Source organism: Enterobacter sp. SORGH_AS_0287 (assembly GCF_031453695.1).
Lineage (GTDB): Bacteria > Pseudomonadota > Gammaproteobacteria > Enterobacterales > Enterobacteriaceae > Enterobacter > Enterobacter ludwigii.
This window is the reverse complement of record NZ_JAVIZW010000001.1, coordinates 4,239,627-4,264,995: the sequence shown is the minus strand read 5'-3', so window position 1 is coordinate 4,264,995 and position 25,369 is coordinate 4,239,627. Positions and strand designations below refer to the sequence as shown.

The 25,369-nt window shown below is 54.7% G+C and carries 30 protein-coding genes, 1 tRNA gene and 2 pseudogenes; 5 read left to right on the top strand and 28 right to left on the bottom strand.

What is annotated here, in order from left to right; all coding sequences use genetic code 11:
• Window positions 1–130: 130 nt before the first annotated feature.
• On the top strand, window positions 131–1,978 hold the full coding sequence (gene rpoD, locus QE396_RS20350) for an RNA polymerase sigma factor RpoD (protein WP_020883616.1): 1,848 nt from the start codon (window positions 131–133) through the stop codon (window positions 1,976–1,978).
• Between the two features lie 83 nt (window positions 1,979–2,061).
• On the opposite strand, the gene mug is transcribed toward rpoD, so the two are convergent.
• Window positions 2,062–2,568, bottom strand: coding sequence for a G/U mismatch-specific DNA glycosylase (mug, locus tag QE396_RS20345; RefSeq protein WP_025202984.1), 507 nt, complete (start codon window positions 2,566–2,568; stop codon window positions 2,062–2,064).
• A gap of 124 nt (window positions 2,569–2,692) precedes the next feature.
• Between mug and QE396_RS20340 the strand changes: the two genes are divergently transcribed.
• A tRNA-Ile gene (locus QE396_RS20340) sits at window positions 2,693–2,768 on the top strand.
• 80 nt (window positions 2,769–2,848) lie between these two features.
• Here QE396_RS20340 and QE396_RS20335 read toward each other — a convergent pair.
• The 25 genes and pseudogenes from QE396_RS20335 to QE396_RS20215 form a co-directional block, all read right to left on the bottom strand.
• A complete protein-coding gene (locus QE396_RS20335; RefSeq protein ID WP_025202983.1) occupies window positions 2,849–3,049 on the bottom strand; it encodes an ogr/Delta-like zinc finger family protein in 201 nt (66 codons plus the stop codon).
• A 67-nt stretch (window positions 3,050–3,116) separates the two neighbouring features.
• Window positions 3,117–4,271, bottom strand: coding sequence for a phage late control D family protein (locus QE396_RS20330; RefSeq protein ID WP_047366599.1), 1,155 nt, complete (start codon window positions 4,269–4,271; stop codon window positions 3,117–3,119).
• Window positions 4,268–4,733 (bottom strand): annotated as a pseudogene (locus tag QE396_RS20325) (phage tail protein). Before QE396_RS20325 ends, QE396_RS20330 begins: the two are co-directional and overlap by 4 nt.
• Window positions 4,734–4,744: 11 nt before the next feature.
• Window positions 4,745–7,192 carry a phage tail tape measure protein gene (locus QE396_RS20320; protein ID WP_020883612.1) on the bottom strand — a complete coding sequence of 816 codons (2,448 nt, stop codon included), beginning with the start codon at window positions 7,190–7,192 and terminating at the stop codon, window positions 4,745–4,747.
• On the bottom strand, window positions 7,185–7,304 hold the full coding sequence (locus QE396_RS20315; protein WP_014171679.1) for a GpE family phage tail protein: 120 nt from the start codon (window positions 7,302–7,304) through the stop codon (window positions 7,185–7,187). Before QE396_RS20315 ends, QE396_RS20320 begins: the two co-directional genes overlap by 8 nt.
• 32 nt (window positions 7,305–7,336) lie before the next feature.
• Window positions 7,337–7,645, bottom strand: a complete 309-nt coding sequence (locus QE396_RS20310; RefSeq protein ID WP_020883611.1) for a phage tail assembly protein — start codon at window positions 7,643–7,645, stop codon at window positions 7,337–7,339.
• Window positions 7,646–7,701: 56 nt separating this feature from the next.
• Window positions 7,702–8,220, bottom strand: coding sequence for a phage major tail tube protein (locus QE396_RS20305; RefSeq protein ID WP_014171681.1), 519 nt, complete (start codon window positions 8,218–8,220; stop codon window positions 7,702–7,704).
• A gap of 11 nt (window positions 8,221–8,231) precedes the next feature.
• Window positions 8,232–9,419: a phage tail sheath protein gene (locus tag QE396_RS20300; protein ID WP_020883610.1), complete on the bottom strand. Its 1,188-nt coding sequence runs from the start codon at window positions 9,417–9,419 to the stop codon at window positions 8,232–8,234.
• Between the two features lie 124 nt (window positions 9,420–9,543).
• Window positions 9,544–10,065, bottom strand: a complete 522-nt coding sequence (locus QE396_RS20295) for a tail fiber assembly protein (protein ID WP_020883609.1) — start codon at window positions 10,063–10,065, stop codon at window positions 9,544–9,546.
• Complete coding sequence (locus tag QE396_RS20290) at window positions 10,062–11,843, bottom strand: phage tail protein (protein WP_230075037.1); 1,782 nt, start codon at window positions 11,841–11,843, stop codon at window positions 10,062–10,064. The genes QE396_RS20295 and QE396_RS20290 overlap by 4 nt, the downstream gene beginning before the upstream one ends.
• A gap of 11 nt (window positions 11,844–11,854) precedes the next feature.
• The gene (locus tag QE396_RS20285) at window positions 11,855–12,385 is read right to left on the bottom strand and encodes a phage tail protein I (RefSeq protein WP_020883607.1); all 531 of its coding nucleotides are present in this window, start codon (window positions 12,383–12,385) and stop codon (window positions 11,855–11,857) included.
• The gene (locus QE396_RS20280; protein ID WP_014171686.1) at window positions 12,378–13,286 is read right to left on the bottom strand and encodes a baseplate assembly protein; all 909 of its coding nucleotides are present in this window, start codon (window positions 13,284–13,286) and stop codon (window positions 12,378–12,380) included. The genes QE396_RS20285 and QE396_RS20280 overlap by 8 nt, the downstream gene beginning before the upstream one ends.
• A gap of 5 nt (window positions 13,287–13,291) precedes the next feature.
• A complete protein-coding gene (locus QE396_RS20275; RefSeq protein WP_020883606.1) occupies window positions 13,292–13,642 on the bottom strand; it encodes a GPW/gp25 family protein in 351 nt (116 codons plus the stop codon).
• The gene (locus tag QE396_RS20270) at window positions 13,639–14,280 is read right to left on the bottom strand and encodes a phage baseplate assembly protein V (protein ID WP_020883605.1); all 642 of its coding nucleotides are present in this window, start codon (window positions 14,278–14,280) and stop codon (window positions 13,639–13,641) included. Before QE396_RS20270 ends, QE396_RS20275 begins: the two co-directional genes overlap by 4 nt.
• A gap of 109 nt (window positions 14,281–14,389) precedes the next feature.
• A complete protein-coding gene (locus QE396_RS20265; protein WP_020883604.1) occupies window positions 14,390–14,857 on the bottom strand; it encodes a phage tail protein in 468 nt (155 codons plus the stop codon).
• On the bottom strand, window positions 14,820–15,065 hold the full coding sequence (lysC, locus tag QE396_RS20260; protein WP_072126476.1) for an Rz1-like lysis system protein LysC: 246 nt from the start codon (window positions 15,063–15,065) through the stop codon (window positions 14,820–14,822). The genes QE396_RS20265 and lysC overlap by 38 nt, the downstream gene beginning before the upstream one ends.
• Window positions 14,965–15,378 carry an Rz-like lysis system protein LysB gene (lysB, locus tag QE396_RS20255; protein WP_032670153.1) on the bottom strand — a complete coding sequence of 138 codons (414 nt, stop codon included), beginning with the start codon at window positions 15,376–15,378 and terminating at the stop codon, window positions 14,965–14,967. Before lysB ends, lysC begins: the two co-directional genes overlap by 101 nt.
• Window positions 15,375–15,893: pseudogene (locus tag QE396_RS20250) on the bottom strand (lysozyme). Before QE396_RS20250 ends, lysB begins: the two are co-directional and overlap by 4 nt.
• Entirely contained in the window at window positions 15,877–16,098 is a 222-nt protein-coding gene (locus tag QE396_RS20245) for an HP1 family phage holin (RefSeq protein WP_014171693.1), read from the bottom strand. Before QE396_RS20245 ends, QE396_RS20250 begins: the two are co-directional and overlap by 17 nt.
• Window positions 16,089–16,292, bottom strand: coding sequence for a tail protein X (locus QE396_RS20240; RefSeq protein WP_020883600.1), 204 nt, complete (start codon window positions 16,290–16,292; stop codon window positions 16,089–16,091). Before QE396_RS20240 ends, QE396_RS20245 begins: the two co-directional genes overlap by 10 nt.
• Window positions 16,293–16,415: 123 nt before the next feature.
• Window positions 16,416–16,856 (bottom strand): DinI-like family protein, encoded by a 441-nt coding sequence (locus QE396_RS20235; protein ID WP_020883599.1) that lies wholly within the window; start codon window positions 16,854–16,856, stop codon window positions 16,416–16,418.
• A gap of 109 nt (window positions 16,857–16,965) precedes the next feature.
• The gene (locus QE396_RS20230; protein ID WP_020883598.1) at window positions 16,966–19,161 is read right to left on the bottom strand and encodes a replication endonuclease; all 2,196 of its coding nucleotides are present in this window, start codon (window positions 19,159–19,161) and stop codon (window positions 16,966–16,968) included.
• A 7-nt stretch (window positions 19,162–19,168) separates the two neighbouring features.
• Window positions 19,169–19,390 carry a TraR/DksA family transcriptional regulator gene (locus tag QE396_RS20225; protein ID WP_020883597.1) on the bottom strand — a complete coding sequence of 74 codons (222 nt, stop codon included), beginning with the start codon at window positions 19,388–19,390 and terminating at the stop codon, window positions 19,169–19,171.
• Window positions 19,390–19,617, bottom strand: a complete 228-nt coding sequence (locus QE396_RS20220; RefSeq protein WP_020883596.1) for a DUF2732 family protein — start codon at window positions 19,615–19,617, stop codon at window positions 19,390–19,392. The genes QE396_RS20225 and QE396_RS20220 overlap by 1 nt, the downstream gene beginning before the upstream one ends.
• A 67-nt stretch (window positions 19,618–19,684) precedes the next feature.
• The gene (locus QE396_RS20215; RefSeq protein WP_014171697.1) at window positions 19,685–20,023 is read right to left on the bottom strand and encodes a DUF5347 domain-containing protein; all 339 of its coding nucleotides are present in this window, start codon (window positions 20,021–20,023) and stop codon (window positions 19,685–19,687) included.
• Between the two features lie 287 nt (window positions 20,024–20,310).
• On the opposite strand from QE396_RS20215, the gene QE396_RS20210 reads away from it, so the two are divergent.
• Window positions 20,311–20,886 carry a phage repressor protein CI gene (locus QE396_RS20210; RefSeq protein WP_020883595.1) on the top strand — a complete coding sequence of 192 codons (576 nt, stop codon included), beginning with the start codon at window positions 20,311–20,313 and terminating at the stop codon, window positions 20,884–20,886.
• Window positions 20,887–21,157: 271 nt separating this feature from the next.
• A complete protein-coding gene (locus QE396_RS20205) occupies window positions 21,158–22,327 on the top strand; it encodes a molecular chaperone DnaJ (RefSeq protein WP_020883594.1) in 1,170 nt (389 codons plus the stop codon).
• On the opposite strand, the gene QE396_RS20200 is transcribed toward QE396_RS20205, so the two are convergent.
• A complete protein-coding gene (locus tag QE396_RS20200) occupies window positions 22,328–23,092 on the bottom strand; it encodes a siderophore-interacting protein (RefSeq protein WP_020883593.1) in 765 nt (254 codons plus the stop codon).
• A 146-nt stretch (window positions 23,093–23,238) separates the two neighbouring features.
• Between QE396_RS20200 and QE396_RS20195 the strand changes: the two genes are divergently transcribed.
• Window positions 23,239–23,733, top strand: a complete 495-nt coding sequence (locus tag QE396_RS20195; protein ID WP_020883592.1) for a PadR family transcriptional regulator — start codon at window positions 23,239–23,241, stop codon at window positions 23,731–23,733.
• Here the strand turns inward: QE396_RS20195 and QE396_RS20190 are convergent.
• Window positions 23,730–25,289, bottom strand: a complete 1,560-nt coding sequence (locus QE396_RS20190) for a methyl-accepting chemotaxis protein (RefSeq protein WP_014171702.1) — start codon at window positions 25,287–25,289, stop codon at window positions 23,730–23,732. The genes QE396_RS20195 and QE396_RS20190 overlap by 4 nt on opposite strands.
• Between the last annotated feature and the right edge of the window lie 80 nt (window positions 25,290–25,369).

Genomic DNA, 25,369 nt, shown 5'->3' with positions numbered 1-25,369 from the left:
AATATCGATCGGGAAGCCCCCGGCAGCCGCACTGAGAGGCAGCGGCACAAATATAAGTACGCCCTCGCTTTAAAGGTTGGCAGCCCCATCGCCGACACCAATCAAACGAATTAAGTGTGGATACCGTCTTATGGAGCAAAACCCGCAGTCACAGCTGAAACTTCTTGTCCAACGCGGTAAGGAGCAAGGCTATCTGACCTATGCCGAGGTCAATGACCATCTGCCGGAAGATATCGTCGATTCAGATCAAATCGAAGACATCATCCAAATGATCAATGACATGGGTATTCAGGTGATGGAAGAAGCACCTGATGCCGATGATCTGTTGCTGGCTGAAACCTCCAACAACACTGACGAAGATGCGGAAGAAGCTGCTGCACAGGTCCTGTCCAGCGTGGAATCTGAAATCGGGCGTACCACTGACCCGGTCCGCATGTACATGCGCGAAATGGGTACCGTTGAACTGTTGACCCGTGAAGGCGAAATTGACATCGCGAAACGCATCGAAGACGGGATCAACCAGGTTCAGTGCTCTGTTGCCGAATACCCTGAAGCGATCACCTATCTGCTGGAGCAGTACGATCGTGTTGAAGCGGAAGAAGCGCGCCTGTCTGACCTGATCACCGGTTTTGTCGACCCGAACGCTGAAGAAGATATGGCACCGACCGCCACTCACGTGGGTTCTGAACTGTCTCAGGAAGAGATGGATGATGACGAAGACGAAGATGAGGAAGATGCCGACGACGACACCGCCGATGATGACAACAGCATCGATCCGGAACTGGCGCGCGAGAAGTTTGCCGAGCTGCGTACCCAGTACGAAGTCACGCGTGACACCATCAAAGCAAAAGGTCGCAGCCACGCAGCCGCACAGGAAGAGATCCTGAAACTGTCTGAAGTCTTCAAACAGTTCCGTCTAGTGCCTAAACAGTTCGACTACCTGGTTAACAGCATGCGCGTGATGATGGATCGCGTACGTACCCAGGAACGCATCATCATGAAACTGTGCGTTGAGCAGTGCAAAATGCCGAAGAAGAACTTCATCACCCTCTTCACCGGCAACGAAACCAGCGAAACCTGGTTCAACGCGGCTATCGCGATGAACAAGCCGTGGTCTGAAAAACTGCATGACGTGAAAGAAGACGTGTTCCGCGGCCTGCAGAAACTGCATCAGATTGAAGAAGAGACCGGCCTGACCATTGAGCAGGTTAAAGACATCAACCGTCGTATGTCCATCGGTGAAGCGAAAGCCCGCCGTGCGAAGAAAGAGATGGTTGAAGCGAACCTGCGTCTGGTTATCTCTATCGCCAAGAAGTACACCAACCGTGGCCTGCAGTTCCTGGATCTGATTCAGGAAGGCAACATCGGTCTGATGAAAGCGGTTGATAAGTTTGAATACCGTCGTGGTTATAAGTTCTCCACCTATGCTACCTGGTGGATCCGTCAGGCTATCACCCGCTCTATCGCGGATCAGGCGCGCACCATCCGTATTCCGGTGCATATGATTGAGACCATCAACAAGCTCAACCGTATCTCCCGCCAGATGCTGCAGGAGATGGGCCGCGAGCCAACGCCAGAAGAGCTGGCTGAGCGCATGCTGATGCCGGAAGACAAGATCCGTAAAGTGCTGAAGATCGCCAAAGAGCCAATCTCCATGGAAACACCAATCGGTGATGATGAAGATTCGCATCTGGGTGATTTCATCGAGGATACCACCCTCGAGCTGCCGCTGGACTCTGCGACGACCGAGAGCCTGCGTGCTGCAACACACGACGTTCTGGCTGGCCTGACCGCCCGTGAAGCAAAAGTGCTGCGTATGCGTTTCGGTATCGATATGAACACCGACCATACGCTGGAAGAAGTGGGTAAACAGTTCGACGTTACCCGCGAACGTATCCGTCAGATCGAAGCGAAGGCGCTGCGTAAACTGCGCCATCCAAGCCGCTCTGAAGTACTGCGTAGCTTCCTGGACGATTAATCGATCCTGTCAGTGAAAAAGCTCCCTTTAGGGAGCTTTTTTTTTGCATTTTCTCCGCCCCTCAGGGACAAGGAAACACCGCCCTACAGCCCACGCACAACCAGGGCCTCATCCAGCTCCCGATACGCCTCCACCAGCTTATCCAGCGTTGCCCTGTTAAGCCCGCTCGGGTTCGGCAGCACCCACACCTGCGTGACGCCAATGGTGATGGCCTGTTTGCCCCACTGCGCACCGCGCTGACTGAACGCCTGTTCGTAAGCCTGCTTGCCCAGGATGGCCAGCGCTGCCGGCTGATAATCTTCAATCTTCTTAATCAGCTCCCGCCCACCGCTGCGCAGTTCATGCAGGTTCACCTCACTCGCCTGTACCGTGGGCCGCTCGACCAGCATGGTAATCCCGCAGCGCGTATCCAGCAGGTGTTGCTCCTCTTCAGGCTTCAGTAGCCTGTCGGTAAACCCGGCCTGGTAGATAACCTTCCAGAAGCGATTCCCCGGATGGGCAAAGTGAAAACCGGTGTGCGCTGAGGACTTCCCCGGGTTAATCCCGCAAAACACCACCCGCAAGCCCGGGGCCAGAATATCGTTGATCATCTCTACTCCCATTGATACATCCTTATGGAAGTATAAAGGATTGATTATGCATTGTTTATAAAAACAGCAGGCAGGTGTGAATGGCTGGATTGCTGAAGGGAGTTCCTCTATAATTCACCGCCACGGCCCCTTAGCTCAGTGGTTAGAGCAGGCGACTCATAATCGCTTGGTCGCTGGTTCAAGTCCAGCAGGGGCCACCAAATTTAGCTGTAGAATCAAATGATTAAGCCACTCTATTGAGTGGCTTTTTTATTGGTTTTTTGAGCCGGTGGCGCAGTCGCTAACCGTGGGTCTGCGAAGCCGTTCGGACACGCTCAGCGGCGCCAGGTGTCGCAATCAGACGCTCCACGGACTCCATCGTCACGAACGTACAGCTGCAGTCCACATTGGTGCACTGGTGATAGCGCTCTTTGGTATTTTCACTTAAATAGCGACTGGTACGCGCATGCGCGGAATGCTTGCACTTAGGACAATGAAACATGTACCCCTCCACGTAATTCACAATTTGTGAATTTATAATACCCAAAAAGAACTCAATAGCAAATACATTACTCATTTTCGATAGAAAATTTTTCATCGGCGACGTTCAGCTCAAGCTTAAGTTGCGTGGTAAATCCACTCTCGCTGAGAGTATGAACCACCTCGTTGATAATCCACGCCTGCTCGTCAATGACCCGTTTAAAGCCGTTGACCAGCACCGGCGTTTCGGGATACAGATCGGCGCGTCCCAGCGCCAGCTGGATAGAAAAATTCACGGTACCCCGCTGAAGCGCGCGCCACTTCGCCTCTGCAGCCCTGAGCGCCTGCTCTTCAGAGGCATAAACCGTGGTGAGCTCAAAAACGTTTTCCGCCGATCCCACCAGCCTCTCTTGCGGCTTCTCTGCCTTGCCTCCTGCTCCCGCTACCGGTGTAGCGGCATCCGGGTGCTGTAGTCCTTCTGTCGGCTGCCCCCCGGGCTGACGATTAATACTCAATTGAGTATTTTGTTGTTTTGGGTCACGCGTTTGCAGCCATTTGGCCGTCACGCCGGAATAATTTTCACGGTCAGCGACGGAAAAAAGGTGCCGATCGCCATCTCCACGCTCAATCATCATTAAGGGAAGCGGTGTGCCACTGGCCGTCACGGCATGGCCCGCTTTCATAAAAATAACCTTCCCGGCTTTGATTGAAACAAATGCACCATTACGTTCGGCCAGGCGGGAGAGAAACGCCGCGTCAGTCTCCTGAGACTGATCGATATGAGAAATGGCGATGGATGCAAGTCCCGCCCCGACGCTGGCGGTAAACCGGTTACGCTGAGCAATGGTGTTGACTATCGCGCCGATCGTCGTGTCATGCCACGACTGTTCGCGCCGCACGTTGAGCTTCCCACGAAAATCGGCGCTGCATCCTCGGATGGTCAGCGTGTCCGGCGTGCCCCGGAATTCAATCGCATCTATCGTAAAGTCCCCTTTCGGCTGGAGCGGTGTTCCTTCCCATCCCAGCCATAAGGACAGTCTTGCCCCCCGGGCAGGCAGGTCTAACAACCCGTCGGAATCATCCAGTAGAATATCCAGCTGATCGGCTTCCAGCCCACGTTTGTCGGTCATGGTCAAACTGATAAGACGATGGCTGAAATTTTGCGTGATATCGCGCTCGTCAAGCTTAAGCATAAAATCAGGGGCGATTTTCCCACCCGCCCGGATATTCATTTCGGTGATCATCCCACCAGCCCTCCAATGCTATTACGTGCGCTTTCCACCAGCTCTGAGGCTTGCGTTCTCAGGTCGCCAAACGTCGTCATCAGCGATTCGTCCACGCGTTTCAGTACCAGGGTAAAATCAATTTTCCGGGCAGTGCCATCGCTGTAAAAATCCGAATGCGTATGCGTGACTTTCTCAATGATAAACATGCCGTGAATGATGCCGGTACCGTCTATCAACGGCCATGCCCGCCCTTCATTCGCCATCAGCTCAACCGCCTTGAGAGAAAGCCGCCCTCCCGTGAGTTCCGGGTAAAGTAATCCGGAAAGGTTAAAGGATGTCTCACCTTCGCCAAGGTACTGCCAGGCTTTGGGTTTTCCCGATGCGTTCGTTGGATGCCCAGCGGTAGTCTTTTGTAAATACCATTGACTGATACGGTAAGGTTCGTCGTTCAAAGACAAACAGACCCAGCACCATTAACATTTTCTCTCTCCTTAACCATACATAAAGCTGGATTGCTGCCGTCTCGCTTTTTCCTGCTCACTGCTCTCTATAGCCTCCCGGATTTGACGAGTCAGATCCGTTCCGGAGGCTGCGCTTCCCTGCAGCGTGAAGTTGTATTCACTTTTACTCTGATCGATGTAAGAACGCCCTCCCGCTGCTGCCATCGGCTGGTATCCCATGAAGCCGCTGTAAACAGGTGACGCCGGGTCCCAGGCACTGCCGGCGTCAGCAGAGGAGGTGCCTTCTTTCGGTACAGCCGAGTCGATATTGCCCGACTCTTTTTTTATGACGCCGAGTTTCTCCAGCAGCCAGCTGGCCTTGCCGCGCAGGCTGTTAAAGAGATTTAGCGGCGCCATTAGCGCATCTCCCAGCGCCTGACCGAACGCCACGCCGACATTTTTGCAGCTGTCGAGCGTTTCCTGCGTCGCCTTAATCGGCGCAATCAGATCGATGAACCACTGCCAGATCCCGCCCAGTTTTTCTGAAATGAAACCAAAGGCCTGTAACAGCGGAGAGAACAGCTCGCCCAGCGGCGCGAAGGCCGCAGAAAGCCCCTCAATCACCCCGCCAAAGAAGGCGCTAATGGGCTCCCAGTATTTAAGAATCAGTAAAGCGCCGGCGGCAATTGCCGCTCCGAGAGCAATAACGGGCCAGCTCAGGGCGCCCAGCACCGTCATGATGCTCCCCCCCACTACGCTGAATACCGTGCCCAGCATCCCGGCAGCGGTTATCACCAGATTCAGGCCTGACACAATGGGGGCGACCACCATACCTAGCGTGCCCAGGACACCGGCAAAGGCTTGTGCGCCCATAACCACGCTGACCAGGGCTTGCGTCAGTGCAGGGTTAGCATTGACCCAGAGAGAGAGCGTACTAAGCCATCCGGTCGCGGTTGAGATCAGCGTGCGCAGGGCACCATCGGCCTTATCAAAGACATCAATCTTCAGGCCGTTTAATGCAGCCTGGAACTTGCTGATATCACCCTCGAGGTTATCGCCCTGAACCGAGGCTGTCAGCGCGGTGCTCCCCCTCGCGCCCTGGAGTGTCTGGCGCTTGTTATCCAGAGTTCCATTCCCAGCCGCTGAAACCAGTACGCCTGCGCCTTGCATCGCATCCGCACCGAAAATGGCCTTCAGGTATTCAGTTTGTTGAGCCGCACCGATTTTGCTGTTTTCGAATGAGGCAGAGATCGCCTTGAGGATATTCTCTGTCGGCAGTGGATTACCCTCGCCATCCCGGGTTTGCACCTTCAGTTCATTCAGCGCTGCAGAACGCTGCCCATCCGGCGTCTGCAGGCGGCTCAACATGGCGCTAACCTCTGCGCCGGCATCTGCCCCTTTCATCCCCTTTTCCATCAAAATACCAAGCAGCGCGGTGGTCTCCTCAAGGCTGGCGCCGGCTTCTCCGGCGGCAGGTGCGGCGGATGCAACGGCGGTACTCAGTTCGGTGAGACTGGTATTTGACGCAGTGAAACCGCGGGTAAGGACATCTGCAACGCGTTCAACATCCGTATTCGCCAGGTTAAACGAGGCCTGCGTGCTGCGGATGATGTCGACCGCTTTGGCGGCATCAATATTCCCAGCGAGGCTGAGGTTGACCGTCGGCACAGTGGCGGCCACCACCCCGTCGGCGTCATAGCCTGATCGGGCCAGCTCGCCCTGCGCCCGGGTGACCACATCTGTAGAGGTTCCTGTACTGACGCTGACTTCCCGTGCCTGCTGGCGAATGGCCTCCAGCCTGGTATCCCCCTTCTGCAGACCCAGGCTTGCCTGTATGGCAGACATCTGCTTTTCAAAACGGATGCCTGGGGCAATAAAGCGGGACGTCTGATTAAAGCCCGCCTTTGCCATTCCTGCGCTCACATTAGCAAACTGCTGCACACCTGCGGCAAAACGTTTGCCAGACTCGTAGCGGTTCTGGACGGTATTAAGCCGCTCCTGTTGCTGATTGACCCTGGCAAGCGCCTCTTTATGTCGATTTAGTTGTAGCGTTTTTTCGCTGATACCCTGTCTTAAACGACGCTCATCTGACGACAGCGTGCGCGTATTAATCCCTGCCTGCGCCAGCTCACCGCGCTGGCGCTGCACTGACTGGCGTAAATTGTTGTACTCAAGCTTAAGCGCAGCGGCAGATTGGCGGGCTGCCGCCAGCGCATCCGCCTGGTCACGGGTTGGGTTCTGGGTGTTTTTGAGCTGGAGCGCCAGCTCCGCGGTCTGCTGTTTCGCCCGGGCAAGAGACTGCCCCGTCACGGCGAGCTGTTCGTTGGCTTTTCTGAAGCCGTTAATGCGGCCCGCCTGTTCATCAAGCGCGCGCAACGCCGCCTCAGAATCGCGGATACTGGCCGCGAGAGAGAGACTGGCGTTCTGGATAGCGTTAAGCGGTCGGCTTGCCCGGTCGACTGCCTTAAGCAACTCCTGAAGTCTGACATTATTACTCATGGTAGTTTCCGCTTCGCTGCAGCGCCTTTTCGCGCCATATAAGGAGTTCGGTCATGCTCAGCGAGTACAGCTCTGACGGCGGCCAGTGAAAGATCACCGCGATATCCGCCATCAGATCATCGACCGACAGGTTTTCGGGAAATGTTAGCGAGCCGAAGCCGGTGACAAAAAACCGATCACCTTGCCCGCAAAAGAGAGCAGATCGGAAGCATCCAGACGCGCAATCTCATGCTCGGTCAGGGCCGGCGAGGTCATTCGCGGCAGCACTTTAATCAGCGCATCGACGTCAGATTGTGCCAGCGACGCCAGCGATACCCCACGCAGAGTCCCCGCGTTGGGTTTTACGACGGTCACCTTTTCGATTTTTTGCTCGCCGCGCAGAACGGGGGTGTCGAGCGTAATGGTGTTCGGGTTTTCGCTTTCGTTAATGACGGTCTCGTTGATATTTTCCATTTCTTTACTCTTCAGAAAGTTAACTTACCGGCCGGCAGTCCCGGCCGGTTAAAGGTTTACAGGCCAATCGCCTTACGGTGTTCCGCCAGACGATCGACGCCGTCGACTTTCAGCACCATGTTGATGATGTCAATTTCGATGATCTCTTTGCCATCGATGGTCAGCTGGTAGTAAGCGCACTCGGTGGACATCTTGGTGGTGCCGCTCTCGCCCTGCTTGTTTTCACCACCATCAAACTCTTTATGACGGCCTCGCATGACGATTTCGACGGCGGAGATTTCGCCCGTGTCGTCACGCTGGAAGGAGCCGGTAAAGCGCAGAGGCACGCTGTCCGCGCCCGGAGAGGCATACTGTGCCCACAGCGCGACGTCCGGCAGACCGCCAATGGTCCACTCAAGCGCCAGGGCATCATCGTCCAGGCCGAGGTCGACAGAGACCGAGCCCGGCATACCGCCGCCGCGATACTTCTCCAGTTTGCGGGTGAGCTTCGGTAAGGTGACAGACTCAACAACGCCCATATAGCTCAGGCCATCGTTGAACATGTTCAGATATTTAAGTTTGCGTGGTAACGCCATGCTTCAGCTCCTTAGCTGTTAACCGAATCGGACAGGTCTGCCAGATAGGTATCGGTGATGCGCTGGCGCAGGGTCAGGTTCTCCAGCGGCGGGACAGGGGTGTAGTCGTAATCGATGTACAATTTCCCCGCTTTCAGGGTCGATGCATCATTTGATTCCGGGTCATACCAGCAAGCGCCATCAACGATATAGCCGTTGGTTTTCAGCTCACGGAATTTGGCATTGATACCGGAAACGATGTCGCGGATGAGCGTTGGCGTAATGGGTTTATCCATTGCCCATGCGTGTGCTTCGGCCATGGTATCGGCCAACACCTGCGCGGTACGGGTGTAGTTTTCAAAGACGAAGAGCGGATCGTCTGAACAGGTACGGTTGCCCCAGAATTTGAAGCCGTCGTTACGAATAAGCGTGGTGACGCCGGCCTGGTTAAGCAGGTTCGCATCGGTCGCTTGTTCCTGCAGATCCCAGGACACGGAGGCGCTTACACCTGTGACACCGTTAACGCCGATGTTGGACAGGGTTTTGTGCCAGCCAATCGTCTGGTCGATTTTGGCGCGCAGGCCGAGAGCACGTGCAGTGGCCCAGGCGTGGGTCGTCGTGTTGGTGGTGGTATCCCACGCCAGAAAATCAGGGTGAATCACCATCAGCTCGCGCTGACTGAAGTTTTTGCGGTAATCGATAGCGGCTGAAATGGTTTTACAACCCCATGCACTGACATAGCCAAACGCGCGCAGGCTCTGGCACATGGCGGCCAGCGCGGTCGCCACTTCCTGAGAATCCAGCCCCGGAACACCGAGAATACGTGGCTTAACGCCAGTGACCGTTTTCGCGGTAAGGAGCGCTTTCAGACCGGTATATTTACCGTTTTCATCGGTTGTACCGATGATATTAGAGATAGTCTCTTTCTGTGCTTCCTCAGCGGTATCAGCGGTGCCTTCAGCGACACGTACGACAACAACAACCGGTTTACACTGATCGGCAATCGCCTGCAGGGAAGCGGACAACGTCCCCATTTTCCCGGCTTTCGCAATCGCGGTTTGCACGTTGGTAATGAGCACAGGCTCGTTTAAAGGAAATGTCTTGTCGTCCGCATCGCTGGCCGTACAGACCATGCCGATGATTGCCGTCGAGACGGTGGAAATGGTGCGGGTGCCATCGTTGATTTCGATGACTTCCACGCCGTGATGATAGTCGCCCATCCGTTTAACTCCTTCGTTTAGTGGTGAGGCTATTGTCTGTGGCGCGCACGATTGATGCGACGTATTGGGGTTGGAGAAAGGATTACACAACAAACGAAAAACCCTCCGGATGGAGGGTTTGGGGTCAGGCAGGGCGTTCTGGCCATTCAATTTCTGGTGAAGTGCTGAGATCCAGCCGGTTTAGCATCACCCGATAGTGCTTCCAGAGCAACAGCGTGGCAGCTTCCTCGTCTGTTGCAATGCCGAGTTCTGAAGCGTCCTGAAGGGGGGCGATAGTATCCGAAGCTTCGGCAAGCAATTCACTTCTTCTGGTTTCCGCCTGTTGAATTAATTCCTCCCTTGTCAACTGACGTGGAATAATTTTAGTGCCATTCCACACCCAGTCACCGTGTATATTCAGCCCTTCTGGCACTTCTGTTGGTTCGACTTCCGAAACAGACATCCCCAGAGGAAAGAGGCGATCAACCTGATGACTGAAAGAGCGAATAATATTATTTTTGTCAAAGCAAATCTTCAGTGTATCAGGCTGAAAACGTGACATATGGTAATACCAGTCCAGCCCCTCCTCTGATTGAATAAATATAGCATTAAACAAAAATTCTTTATATTCTGGTTCATATTGAACGAAATTTTTAAGTGTAATCATGCTGTATGACCTACCGTAATCCATCCAATATTAGACATGTATTTTTGAATCGGACGATAAAAAATAGTATCCCCGCCGGGGTTTTGACCTTCTGCATTCCATCCAGTCATTGCGCATCCAGCCGGAACCCGTTGCCAACCGTTTTGCATAATTATGAATGACCCTTCTGCCCCCATTGCTACATCTCGAACAAAGTATTGCAACGTCCAGTCTTGCCTTGCATAAGGACTTAAATCCTGTTGTGGAGGTGGGTTATTTGACGAGTAAACTCGTACCGCTCCGCCTGATTCAAATAAACCCTGCCCGGCAACAATATTGCCACCGCTAGTAACTTGCCCTGGGGCATCAAAATTACCGTTAATATCAAACAGAAAATTAACACTATTCCTGGCATCGCCAGTTAAATTGATAATCGCCGCTCCAAAAGCGTTGGTGCCAGTGCGATAAACGCCAAAACTTATCGCTGTTCCATAACCATGACCGACAGTTTCCGAAAAGCCCTTAATTATCGGTAGATAAATAGAAGTACCGTTAGGAGATTGATATCCTTTTGGCATCAAAAATGGTGCAGCATTGTTTTGATACTGATCAGCAAAAGCGCCAGAGCCGTACCAACCTGTGGGATTCGTCTGGTAATAAGTTGCATCTGACAAGTACGAAACACTTCCGCCATGATTAGTGATGACCTTTGTCCAGCCCCCCCAGACATTGTTATCGCCATTAAGGGAGCGGAATTTAAGCTGTTTACCACCATCACCATAAGATGCAGCATACTGCACCCGATAACCGCTAAGCCCACCAATATCGAGGATAGTTGCCTCATAACCTGGTGAATTTGTTGCATTCGAATAACAAAAGCTAACTGAATTGGATGGCAGAGCATCGGCATTTGAAAGTCCCGTGCTGGCTCTCGCAGACACTCCTCTGATAGCAACTGCACCACCATTTACCAGCACCCGACCTGGAGTAATATCGTCTGGAGCTTCCTGTATGTTTTTGGTTGCTGCCGTACCCAGGCTGCTTTTTAGTTTTGAGAGGTCATCGCCAACTATTTTCACAGCCTTAGGTGTTGCTGCAAGAGACTCGGATACACTATCAATTGTGCTACTGAGTTGAACAATACCCTTTTGTCCTGTAGTGGCGTCCTGAGCCGTGTATTTCCCGGCTGCAAGATCATAGGCGGCCTTGACCGCTTTCGGTGTTGCGGCGAGTGCCTCAGACGTACTGTCGGTCGAACTGCTGAGTTGTGTAAAGCCTTTATCCTTGGTCGTGGCATCCGGATGACGGCGGGATTGTTCATGCTCTTCAAGCTTCTCGTCTACATACTCCTGCGTCGCCATGACCATAGAAGTATCTATTGAGAGCTCGACCGAGGCGATATCGCTGACCATGATCACCATCCTCACAGTCTGCGCGCGACCTGAGCCTTCATCCAACAATGGCTTGTAACTTTCAGCCATGTTCCCGACAGCAATTAGCGTCCCGGTGTCATCATAAAGCCCCATTTCTCGCATCCAGAAACCGCCTGTTTCGGGAGGAATGAGGAGTTCTGCGATCACATAGTTCCGCTTTTTGTTGTCCTGACTGATTTTATTCAAGGCATGATGCCAGACTTCATTCACAAGCCTGGTCTGACTGGCATCCGGCATCGGCAACGTGCCGCCGCCATCACCCACCGCCATCGCCGTAAAATTCACTTTCTTCCCGTTCGGGACGGTTGCGGCAGCCAGTTTTTCGGCGCCGGCTTTGGTGATAACCGTTTTATACTTCACTGTCATTGTGCTCTCACTTATCCGGGGTAAACCGTGATGATGTCGCCGTCATAGCTCAGGGCACCGGTATAGAGATAGCCCGGAACGTCCTGAATGATATTGAGGCCGATAAGATGTCGGCTGGCGGGCTTTGCATCAGCAATAAGCCGCTCCATTTCGTAATACATTTCTTCGGTGATGCCGGTTTCCAGCACGCCAATGTCCAGGCGAAACGTGCCTGCCGGGTCGTTGGTTTGCCACCACTCCGTCACGTTGATCAGATAGCCAAGTGGCTCCACCACGCGGCGTACTGCGCCGATCGTTCCTTTGTGTGCATGGATAAACCATGCATTGCGGATAACATCGCGCTTGGTGGCCTCCGGCCAGTTTTCATCCCAGCGGTCAACCGAAAACGCCCACGCCAGCCAGGGCAACAGATTTGCCGGACAGGTGTCGGCATTCCAGAGGTGACGAAGCGGGACGGGGGTATTCTCAATGTCGGCACAGGCGCGCGCCGCCGCGGCCTCTAGCGGCGACGCCCCCACCGGTAACAATCGGGCATTACTCATCGTTTCCCCCAACGGTTACGCTGTACTGGCTGCACCATGAGGCCTGGGTTTCATCAAGCACAATATCGGCCGCAGGCGCGGTCAGTTCGACGCGTTGTACACCCTCAACATGCAGTGCAGCGTAAATGGCGGACTTACGAATATCCCGCCCGAGCCGGTGCTGTGCCGTTATATAGGCCTGCAGCCGGCCCCTTGCCGCGTTGAGCACTGGCTCGCTTTCGGGACCTGGGAAGAGGAAAAGAGAAGCCGCAATGCGGTAGTCGACAATGCTGGCGGACTGAACGGTCACACGATCGGCAACGGGCCTGACGTCCTCATCGTTCAGCGCGTTGCGCACAATGGCCAGCAGCTCTTCAGACGCCACGCCGTTATTCTCCCGAGACAGCACGGAGACGGTAACGTTCGCAGGCTGAGGACTGATGACAGAGATATCCGCCACCCGGCCATCCGCGCTGCGACCATGGAACTGATAAGCCCCCGTCGATCCCGCCACGCTCAGCCCTTCCGGGGCTTGCTGGATGCGCAAACGAAAGTCGGTGTCAGACTCCATCACAGCCGGCGTGGGCGGAAACGTCGTGTCGTCGGCAGGCGTTATCACCAGACGCGCAAGGTTAGCATTAGCACCAAGCTGGTCGAGATCGCTACCGGTGGCGTAGGCCAGCATGACCGCACGCGCGGCCTCGTTAACGCGCTGGCGCCAGATAACTTCCCGATACGCATTCTCCTGCAGCAGTTTCACAATCGGTTCCGACTCAAGCGTCAGCGTTCGTGCAATTGCCTCCTGCTCTTCTTCGGGATAGAGCGAGACAAAAGTGGCCTTTCGTTCTGCCAGCAGCGTTTCGTAATCCACCTCCTCCACGACATCCGGCGCGGCGAGCTGGCTCAGATCAACAATAGCCATAGCGTTTAACTCAATGAAATAGTGATAGAAAAGGAATGCCCGGAGGTCTGGCGGGTGCCGGTGAGATCGACATACAGCGTCCCGTCATTCTCCGAACGTTCGAAAGTGATGGCCGTCAGGCTGATCCGCGGCTCCCATTTCTGGATAGCGGAGTAACATGCGGCCATGATTTGCAGGCGCAGCGCCGGACTCTGCGGCCTGTCGATCATTGCCGCCAGCAGTGAACCGTACTCGCGGCGCATCACCCGCGAGCCAATCGGCGTAACCAGAATGTCCCGCACGCTTTGTCTGATATGTTCAGCCTCTGAAATTCTGAGCCCGGTCTGACTGTTCATTCCCCTGTAGCGCACCGTCATTGCGTCCCCTTAGTCCAGCTTCCGCCGCTTTGCACACTGCCGTGAGCATGGTTGTCCACCTGCACCCCATTGGAGGTGAATTTACCGCCGGAATGCTCAATATTGCCGGCCATTACCCCGCCCTTCTGCACTTCAAGAGAGGCGGTAATTAGCTTGTTGGTACACACCACCTCAGGTGTATCCAGGGTGATGCGCGTCTCAGACTTCACCAGGACCACCGGTACGGTGGCGGTGAGTGATTCAGAGGCTGTGATGTCAGCCGTTTTAATGCCTGTGGCCGTGAGTGCTCCGCTCCCGGGCTCGTACTCGATAACCGCCCCATCAGGGAACGAGACGTGGAGTGCGTCAGGGGAACCTGACGGCGCCGGGTGGTCATCGGAAAAGATACCTGGCAGCACGAAGGCGGTATCAAGCTCACCGCCGATGGCCAGCAGCAGCACTTGTTCTCCCTCGGACGGCGCCCACCACACGCGCGAACGGCCGGCGCGACAGGTCAGCCAGTTCAGCCAGGTGGTTTTCATCCCTCCGGACTGGACGCGGCAGAGCCCTCTGTTGAGGTCAACATCGGTGACAACACCGATACGAATCAGGTTACGGATCGCGCGAGCGATACCGTGCATGGAAGTGAGTGTATTCATGAGAAGAGAATGCCCTTCAGGGGGATCGGCAGCAACGAGACGGGGTTTTATGCGGGATGAAACAACAATCGTTCACGCTGATGGCTGGACAGCCATCAGCGCGGTGAACTTACGCTTTCCACTGACTGACCAGTTCACCGTTGATGTACAGCTCCAGCGGACGTGTGACGGGCTCTGGCAACGGCGGCTCCGGGGAATAGGTGGCATGCAACGTTCCCTGCTCCTGCGAAACAAGAATGCGCTCGGTGAGCTGCAGGCTAAAGCTGATATTCGCCGTACCATCGTCGTTGATGGTGACGCCAAAGAGAAACCCGTTTTTTCGCCCGTCATCGAGGGTAAAAATATCTGGCTGGTTTTCACGCAGCCAGGCGAGTACCGGGACGAAGACCCCCTCGCTGTCGCCGGCGAAGCTACTGATATTCGCTTTCAGTTCATACTTTTTTTCAAAGGAGAGCGAGGACGCGAGGCGGGCGTCAATATTTCCGCTCCCCACCGACATCTGCAGATGATCAGGGTGAGCGTTCAGTTGAGGAACGGCGTCAATTAATGCCTGACGCAGGCTGTTGAGTTTGTGCATCGAGTTTATCCTGACAGTCTTTTATGGTTTCGACCTGCAGCGCGCAGGCGATAAGGGCATGCTCAAGCCGACGAATATCAGCACTGAGATCGCCGTTGGTGATGGGCTCACTTCCCGGCATCGGACAGGCGCTCACCTTCGGGCAGGCGTTGTAAACAATGTGCTGCGGAGGCGCAGGCGGCGCGGGTGTGCAACCTGCGCACAGCATCAGGCAGCTGAGCGTTATACCAGCGGCGTAACTCTTCATTTTCATTTACCCATTTCCCGATAGCCGCTTCGCGTCGTGCCATCTCCTCGCCGACGGCAGCAAGATCCTCGCGGAGCCTGACCTGCGCATCTTCGTTCGACCTGGCAATCCGCTGTGCTTCGGATAACTGCTGAAGCAGCGTGTTGATAGTGTTTTTTTGATCGCGGGCGATCTGGTTGGCTTTAGCAAGAGAGCGGGACAGGTTCACGTTGTCATGACGAAACCACAGCGTGATGGCCAGCAGAACGGCCAGTACCAGCAGAAGAGGTTTCATGGCATCCCCTTCAGGCACCAGGCCTTCTCACGAGCTCGACGGTTTTCCAGTCCGGCATTTTTGACTCCATTGACGTACACCCAGCGGGTAAGCTGATTGCACGCCTGCGGCCACTGTTTACGCTTTATGAATGACACCAGCGTGGAACGGCAGGCAGCCCCTGTTCCAACGTTAAAGGCAAAACTCACCAGCGCATCATAGACACGGGGTGGCATCTCCACCGGTGCGCATACCGCCAGCCGTCTTTACCGTCTTTCAACGTTCATCACGTCGGCAACAAGGTTCGCTGCCGCCTCACGCTCTGTAATTTCCCGTCCCGGCACGACGCCTGACGTATGGCCAATGCCTGATGTCCATACGCCCGCACTGCAACGATAAGGCGACAGGCGACACCCTTCGAGATCAGCAATGAGCGCCAACCCCTCCGGTGAGGTGTTCAGTAACCGGAAGTCAGGCATCAGCACCGCCAGGGCCAGTACGCCCGCGGCGCTGCAACGCTTAATGATTGAGTTCACGAATACTCTTCTTATCGAGTCCAAGAGAGGTCAGATAGCGATAGGTTTTCCGCTTAAACCAGTAATTCGTCAGCGCGGTAAAAATGGCGCAGAGGCTTCCCACGTATAGCGCGACTTTTTCAGGAGACATCGCCCCGAACCAGGCCAGCGCTACGGCCAGCCAGTAGGCGATAAACGTGGTGATTTTCTCAAGACTCAGTCCCATAGGTTCACTGATTCTTTAGTCGGTGCGCTATCAACCTCTGGCATGTCTATCGGCGTGCCATGAGGTAAGATGACCCCCAACTCCGCGAGGCCAGAATTGGCGTTCAGAACGGTTTCAACCACCCCTGCCGTGCGCCCATAATAACGGGCACAGATGGCATCAAGCGTGTCCCCCTGCATTGCATAGATTTTCATCAGACGCTCCCAACATCCGGATTTCCAGGTACCGTTGAGTTTCCAGCGCTGGCGCCCTTTTTGCTATCACTGCAGGATGGACAATCGCGGACACAACAGACTGCCCGCGAGATGGCAGAGGGCCTAGCGCCAGCTCTCGTCTTCCCAGACTTCCCGGAGGATATTGTCCAGCGCTTCGCGATCGGCCTCTCTTTCAATCCCCTGCAACTCCACGCCGGTCATGGATCCTTTTTTGACGGTAACCAGCGTTGACGGAAACACGGATCTTATCCTGCGGGTTAATTCGTCCTGAAACGCCTCCACGACGGACGGACCAATAAGCTGATCCTTATCCAGGGTAATGTTCACCCGCACGCTGGCCTCTTTTTTGATTCTGTCCGGAACGGGTGATGCCGAGAAAACCACGGTAAACGCGTTGTTCCTGATTAAATTTCCTCTCGCAATCTCAGCGATCAAATTCAGGGCAATTTCACGATCTCTTTCCTGACACGTTCCTTCTGTCGTCAGCCGCGCAATCATCTCGACGCGTTCAATCATGACTTGCTCGTTCAACTCTCTGTCCACACAACCTCCACCACGAGATACTGTATAAACATACAGTATCATGTATTCATAAAAAGAGTGAAGCAAAAAATCAGAACCATGCGAGGTATGTACATGATATCGATGAAGATTAGCGAATCCCTTTGCTTATCAGATGCGTTAAATACCTTATACGTTCAAGGATTTTCCGGGCCTTTTGCTGATAAGACGGTGCCGCAGGAAATAGCGATCCGTCTGCAGATCCCCGGCACCATTTGTCGTTAAAACGGCTAATGCCCCCCGCCATAAGATGCAGGGCTTCCCCCCGGCTGATCGATATTCCGGTGGCGAGCCGTATCTCATCAATCACTCTCTCTGCCACTCCGTTCTGCGGATCCTTGTCATAGACAAAGGGAGTCTTTGCAACCGGTCTGGGGAGGGTTATGCGTGCGGCTAACGCGCGTCTCGCACGCCGGCTGAGGGGTTGAGAGACGTCGCTCACCGTACAGTTATTGACAGAACTCCAAGAGCGCGCAGCGGTGCCGTTAAGGTCAACGGTCAAATCAACGGCACGCTTCGGCACAATTTTCCACTGCGTGAGCCGGGTCAAAATCGGCGAGCCCGGGCCGAGTGCGGCGTCGTAAACGCCGCGAATACAGACTCGTTCTTCGCCGTACTGATTGTATTCGGCACGGGGCTCATACAGCGTGCGCACCTGCAACGCGTCCCGACGGACAAACGGTCCTCCCTGTGCATTGACGTATCCTGCCCAGTCTCCGGCGTCCGCGGCGTCATGCGCTGCTGCAAATTCTACGCTCAGACCGTGCGCGGCCTGCGTATCAGTCAAACGGCGCAGCTCACGGTAGACGGTCACCGGTGCACCGCCGATAAACTGAAACTGACGGATATGCCAGCGCGCCGCCCAGGCCGAAACAGCAGATGCAGTCACTTTAAGCAACTCGCCGCTTTCGTTATCTGTCTCGCCATCAAGGGCATAGCCGTCGATATTCTTGGAGATGTATTTAGCGATATAACCGGTGGCGCTGCCCTTCTGCGGGTCTATAGCTTCAGCGTGAAAGCGAGCTTTTCTGGCGTTATCGCTTTGCAGTTCAAAAGCGTCTTCCTCCTGTGTGTATTCCTCCATAATGCGGCGAACGCGCTCAACGTTTTCGGGCAGCATGAACATCAGCATGTGCCAGTGAGGCGTACCGTCATGGTGGGGTTCAGCAACGCGGATGCCAAACAGACGAATCGCCTGCCGGTGGAGTTTTGCCCGGATCCGCGCCCACAGTTTTGTCAGGTAGCTTTGTGTATCCGCAGGGCTCGCCCCGTTCCATTTGCCATTACGATAGCCGGTGTTCAGGGTGGCGTGATATTTCGACGGCGCGGTTAAGGTATAGAACTCGCCCACGTAGCCAAGCTCATGGCAGATATTTTCAAACCCGCGGATGCGGGTCATCAGTTCGCAGCGACGTATCGCGGGATTGGCCACCGAGCCATCGTGCCTGGCAATCAGGCTTATACGGTTGCCCTCTTCATCCTCCAGTTCCAGACCTTTAAGAAATTCACGCGTGCGCCGCTTCTGTTCACGCCAGTCAGTGATGCAGCGTTTACTCGCATAGGCAGACTTCTTTTTGCTGACGTTTCCAAGTGCAATCTGCACATGCTCACGCCAGGCGGCCGCCATGCGACGCAGTCGTCCACGCCACCAGTCTTCGGAAAACATGCGGATCACCGCTGGCGCAATGTCCTCTTTGTTAAAGAGTATCTTCGACACGCGCTCCCAGTGAGGAGGCAGTACATTGAACTGGCGGGTGATTAATCCAGCTCGCTGATACCAGACATGAAGGGTTTGAAATTCGCCGAGGCCAGCGTCATTGATATTCGCCAGCTCGGAACGAATAAAGCCAGCGATGTCAGCGGCCAGCAAATCAATATCGGCGCGGGACATATCCGGGAGACGGTTGAAGCGGGCAATCAGCGTAACCATCCGCGATGCAAGATATTGCGAAAGCGGCGTGTCGAAGTGTCCACCAAAAACGGCGGTGGAGACGTTACGGTCAACACCTGAACAGGCATACCGTGCAGAGACCTGCTGCAGACGTGGTAATACCCTGTTGCAGAACCGAATCAAAAAGGCATTGGCTCGCAGGCTGCCCTGATGGAGTTCAAGAGCATCAACCGTGCGCCAGACGTCAAAACGCACGCAGTCAGGCTGCAGAGCGAGCGCTTTTCTGGCTTGCTGCAGCGCCGCGAACAGACGGTCGCGACGCTGTAATTGGGGGTGAGTCAGGTAGGGGCTGGCAATAGCCGATCGGGGTTCATTCCACGGATAAGCAAATGACATCACCAACTTATCCTCCCCGGAAATGTTTGTTTTTCAGCTCCGTTATCTCCTGGCAAGTGACGCATAAGGCCACTCCAGGTAACGCCTTTCGCCGCGCCTCGGGGATGGGGATGTCGCACTCCTCGCAGGTAAAACGCGAGGGCGATGCGCATCGCTGGCGGGCGCTATTAATATGACGTTCGCGATCTTCAAGCTCACGCTCCTGCGCCAGATCGATAAAATCGGCCATCAGTGCAGCTCCTGGGATTCGCGTTCGTAACGGGCAGCCTCGTGACACAGCAGTTCCGCTGCGTCTTCGCCACACATTCCGGTTTTATAGATGTGACTGGCTAATGCCTCCAGACGCAGGGAGACGGCGAGTGCGCGCGCCCTGCGCTCCTCCATCTTCGCCTGCACCAGCAGGCGCTGGAGTTCCTCGCGCCCGTTCAGAAAAGTGCGGTTTTCGCTATTTCGCATCACTCATTCTCCTTAATTCAGGCAATAAAATGCCCGGCGGGTTTACGCCATTACGTTTTGGGGTGGATTAAAGCGGCATGGTCAGCCGTTCAGGAAATAAACTCACGACTGCACGGAAATGATTCATGGCTCCGATAAGCGCTCTTTTCTCCTCAGTCGTCAGCTCATTGATACCGCATTCGTGACGGGCGGCGGGTAATTTAGCCAGGAAAAAGATGGCGGCCAGCGCCCTGTTATTCTCTTCAAAACAGGGATCGCGCTTATCACGCATCTCGGCCAAAAACCGCGCCAGCGCTTTCTCGTTATCGCCCCAGTACCTGGCACGCAGTTCGGCCACGTGATTCAGCCCGGAAAGACGTGCCCCCACCTTGAGTGGGACCGTTGCACGTGTCGCTTCTATTGCCATAACGACCCTCGCGTTGATTCACACTGTGTGAATTACTCACCCGTAACGGGCTGAAAACGGGATTGGCCTACGCGTTACGCCGCTTTCCAGCGCAGCGAACTGCGCCAGCCTAACGACAGGGCTGGCACTTTGATGATTGCGATTTCAGAAGCCATGTTGCATGATTCCCATTTTGATAATGTCTGCAATCATTAGCCTCTGTTTGCCAACGTCTGCCGCTGATTGCCCGAATTCGCATTGATACTAATACCCAATTGAGTATTAGTAAATACCCAAAGGAATATATTTTGATTTTAGATTCTCAAGTGAATAATGAAGAGTTACTCGATAGAATCTGTCAGGTATATGGTTTTACCCAAAAAATCCAGCTGGCCCGGCACTTCAATATTGCCGCCAGTTCCCTTCAGAACCGCTACGCGCGCGGCACCATCTCCTACGACTTCGCGGTACAGTGTGCACTGGACACAGGGGCCAGCCTGCGCTGGTTGATGACCGGACAGGGTGCCCAGTTTGAAGGTAACCCTGCGCCTGGCGATCCCGTTGCGGTTGTCACATTCACTCTCAGTGATGGTCAACTGGAAGAAAATTCCACTTTGAGTATCGATTCGCATCTCTTTAGCAAACCGCTCACTCGCGGTATCGCAGTCCGGTCTGAGGCAAAGCTCCACTTTGTTGAAAAAGGGGCGTCATTAACCGACGGGCTATGGCTGGTTGAGATTGAAGGCACCACCAGTCTTCGTGATTTAACCCTGCTGCCGGGGAAAAAACTCCACGTCGCGGGCGGCAAAGTTCCCTTTGAATGCGGTATCGATGAGATAAAAACACTGGGCCGTGTGGTGGGCATCTACAGCGAGGTGAACTGATGACGGTACATATGGTTCGTATGGCATCTTTCGATTTCGCTATGCAGGGCATTCAGCCTTAGGTATTCCTTCAGGAATGGCAGAACAAGAACCGGGGCCAACGCTCCCCCGCCAGCCTTTCGGCTTCCTGTTCGTGCCACTCTTCTTCACAAACCCTAAAAACTAAAGAAATCCCCCATCGCGCCGATCATCATCCGTGTGTATTATTTCCTGTAGCGTTTACAACAATTAACCTTAACTCAAATACTTAAGCGCCAAAGCGAAAGGCATCATGAGCACACCGATCAAACGGCTAGAAATCATAAAAAATGCGATTGAACTGGAAGACGACGACATCATCCAGAGCCAGCTGACACGGCTGAAAAATGAAGCGTTTGACGATGAGCTACAGGCAATCGTCGCGGCGCTTGAGCAGAAAAACTATACCGTGGCCATGGCGGCGATCGCTGCCTGGCTACAGGGCCAGCGCGCCATGACGCAATGGCGTGACCCGCAGGTGGCGGCCAGCAAGATGGAGCTAAAAGCGCTGGAAGAGCGCCTCAGGGATTTGATTGACCGTCGCAATGCCCGCGTGCAACAGCTCGATGAATTCAACGATCTCTATTTCTCACGCCTCGGACCGCTGATGCAGCAGATCCTCGCCCTGCGTAAAACGCTGGCGGAGCTGAACCTGCGACGTCAGCAGGCGGAGGCGCGTCGACGTGAGGAAGATTACCGTCGCTGCCAGCGCTATATGGCGCAGGCGGTGGAAGTGCTGGCGATACTGACCCAGCGCTGGCGCGATCTGCCTGCGGATTCCGTACAGGCCGCCGAGGCGCGTAAGCAACTGCAGCAGCAAAGCAATCTGATTGCTAACCTGCTGGCCGAAGCGCTGGAACTGGAGAGTGGCTTAACGCGCGAAGAAGAGCCTGCACGTCAGGCGCGCGACGAGGCCAATGAAGAGTACGAGAAATACCGCGAGCAGCATCACGATGCCGAAATGCGTCTGCGTAAAGGTAAGAACCTCTCCGAGGAAGATCAGAACGAACTGAAGCGTCTCTGGCGTCAGGCGAGCAAGCTCTGCCATCCGGACCTGGTCGCTGACGATCTGAAAGAAGAAGCCAACGCGATGATGGTGCAACTCAACCAGGCCAAACAGCGTGGTGACGTTAAAGCCATTCGTTCGCTGGTGGCACGTCTGCAGCAGGGCTTTGAGCCGCTGATGGCCAGCGACAGGCTGAACGATCTGGAACGTATCCGCAAAAAAATGGCGCAGGTTCGCGAGCAGATTGACACGTTAGTGAACGAGCTGGCGGAGCTGGAGAAAGAGGAGTCCTGGCTGCTGGTCTCGTCGCTAAGCAATATGGAAGCCTACTTTGCCCAGCAGGAGAAGGCGCTGCACGACGTTCGCGCCTCGCTCGAACATCAGGTGAGCGAAGCGCAGCTGGAGTCCGCAGCCTGATTATTTAGCGTGCCAGTATGCACTGGCACGCACCAGCTGCTGGTCGATTGCGTCGGTTTCAAACTGACGGCTCAGGTTTTTCACCACCTTCCCTTCCCCGGTCAGCCAGATAAAATAATCTTCCGCAGGCACCGTCAACGCCGCCAGACGCTCGGCCACCGCCTGTTCGCTGTGGCCGACAACCCAGGTGATGTTGAACGCGGTCAGATGGGCCAGATAGTCCTGATACGACGCATCTCGGACCGTCACCACCGCATGAATGTCCGGGCGAACCGGCAGTGTTGCGATGCTTTCCAGGCGACGACGCAGCGCGGGCATGCCGGATTCATCGCACACGTACAGTTGCCAGGCATAATCTTCCGGCACAACCAGCGAACCGCGCGGGCCGCCAATCGTGAGCGTGTCACCCACTTTTGCCTCTGTCGCCCAGTGGCTGGCAACGCCGCCATCGTGTATGAAGAAATCGAGCACCAGCTCATGCCGTTCGGCATCGTACAGGGGCGTATAGTCTCGCGCCTGCGGACGCACACCGTCGCCCCAGTCGATACCTTCATCGGTAACAACCGGTGGTACAAAGGTCGCCCCCGGGGCCGGGAAAAACACTTTTGTGTGGTCGTCGAAACCGCGAGAGCTAAAGCCCTCCAGCGCCTCGCCGCCTAAAACAATGCGCTGGAAACCTGCGCTGACACGCTCAACGCGAAGCACGTCCAGCTTGCGAAAACGGAGATCATTACGAACACGTTGTGGGTAACGGGTGGATGTCATGGTGAGACCCTTCTCAGGTGAATACGATATATCTAAATTAATTTTAAATGATAATGATTGCTAATCAGAAAGAATGCAAGATCTTTTAGATTGCATCTGAATATATCTAAGATATAGTTTAGATATATCAATTTGAAGGGATGAGTATGCGAAACGAACACGACGGCGGCGGACGCCGACCACGCTTTTTTGGTCACGGCGATCTGCGTCTGGTGATACTGGATATCCTGACCCACAACGCGAGCCATGGCTACGAGTTGATCAAGGCGATCGAGAACATGACGCAGGGGAATTACACCCCAAGCCCTGGCGTTATCTACCCGACCCTCGATTACCTTCAGGATCAGACCTATATCACCATCACCGAAGAAGAGAATGGCCGCAAGAGAATTGCGATTACCGTGGCCGGTCAGCAGTGGCTGGATAAAAATCAGGAGCAGCTGGCGCAGATTCAGGCGCGTATTAAAGCGCGCTCCGTCGGCTTCCAGCTGAGAAAAAACCCGCAAATGAAGCGGGCTCTGGATAACTTCAAAGCGGTGTTAGACCTGAAGGTGAACCAGGGCGAACTCAGCGATGCGCAGCTCAAGCAGATCATCGGCGTGATCGACCGCGCAGCGCTGGAGATCTCCCAGCTGGATTAAGCCAGTACGCGATCGCTCACGCGGAAGACGCGGACAAGGTCTTTCAGGTGCATCGCCTGTTCGTTCAGGGACGCTGCTGCCGCGACAGACTCCTCCACCAGGGCGGAGTTCTGCTGCGTGGTGGCATCAATCAGACCAATCGCGCTGTTAATTTGCGAGATCCCTTCCGTCTGCTCATGGCTGGCCTGGCGGATCTCACGCAGAATGACGTCCATCTCTTCCACGTTGCCGACCATACCGTTAATCAACTCGCTCGCTTTCTCGACCAGGTTCATCCCGTCCTGCGTCTGGCTGGTAGAACTTTCGATCAGCTGACGAATTTCACTGGCAGATGACGCACTCTTCTGCGCAAGCTGACGCACTTCGCCCGCCACCACCGCAAAACCACGACCGTGCTCGCCCGCACGTGCCGCTTCCACCGCCGCGTTCAGCGCCAGAATGTTGGTCTGGAAAGCGATGGCATCGATCAGGTCGATGATGTCGGACATCCGGTTAGAGGTCTCGTTAATCAGGCGCATTTTGCTGGTGACCTGCTTCATCATCTCGCCGTTGTTTTTGACCACCATGGCGGCGTCCGCCGAGAGGTGAGTTGCTTCTCCGGTGTGTGAGGCGGTGTTTTTTACCGTCGCCGTGATCTGCTCCATCGAGGCAGCGGTCTGTTCAACAGAGCTGGCCTGCTCTTCAGTGCGCGCGGCAAGATCCTGGTTCCCCGCGACAATCTGCGCGGCGGCACTCGAGATATTCTCCGAACCGGTCTGAACCTGCTGCACAATGTCCAGCAGACGCGTTTTCATCTCCATCAGCGCATGCAGCAGCAGGCCGGTTTCGTCTTTACCGTGCGGCGTGATGCTGCCGGTCAGATCGCCTTCAGCAATGGCTTTTGCAAAATCCACCGCCTCGCCCAGCGGACGCGTGATTGAGCGCACGATAAACCAGCCAATCAGGCTGCCGGTCGCGACGCTAAAGAGCGTGATCAGGATCAGCAGCAGGCGGTTCGATTTGAAATCGCCCTCGACCTGCACTCCTGCGCTTTGCATTTCCTGGTTCTGAATCGCGATCAGCGCCTGCACGTTGGCTTTATAGGCCTGCTGTAGCTTCAGGGTGTTGGTCATCATCTCCTGAATAGCGCCCGCCCGATCGTTATTCTGCACCGCCTGCAAAATGCGATAACGCGAGTCCAGATACTGCTGACGCACGCCGCGTATCTCAGCAAGAACCCGCTGTGATTCTGGATCCTGCAGCGCAGTATTCAGCTCGCCGAGGATCACCGTAATCTGTTCGCTGATCGCTTTTAGACGCTGCTGTGACTGCGCTGTATACGTTCCCTGTTCATCCAGTAACATCAGCTGCTGAGTGCCAATAAATTCCTGGAAGTTGTCAATTAACTGGTTCGCTTTTACCGTGGTCGGATAATCACGGGTAATGATGGATTGCATTCCGTTGTTCGCCCGGTTCAGGCTTAGCAAGGATAAACTCGCACTGACCACCATCAGGACAATAAAGAATCCAAACGCCAGAAATAATTTCGTGCCGATCTTTACGTCATGTAAGAACATATTTTCTCCATCGATGTGATTATTTCTCAGACGATCACCGTTATCGGTAACGAAACCGCTAACTTTATGACTTTGATCGT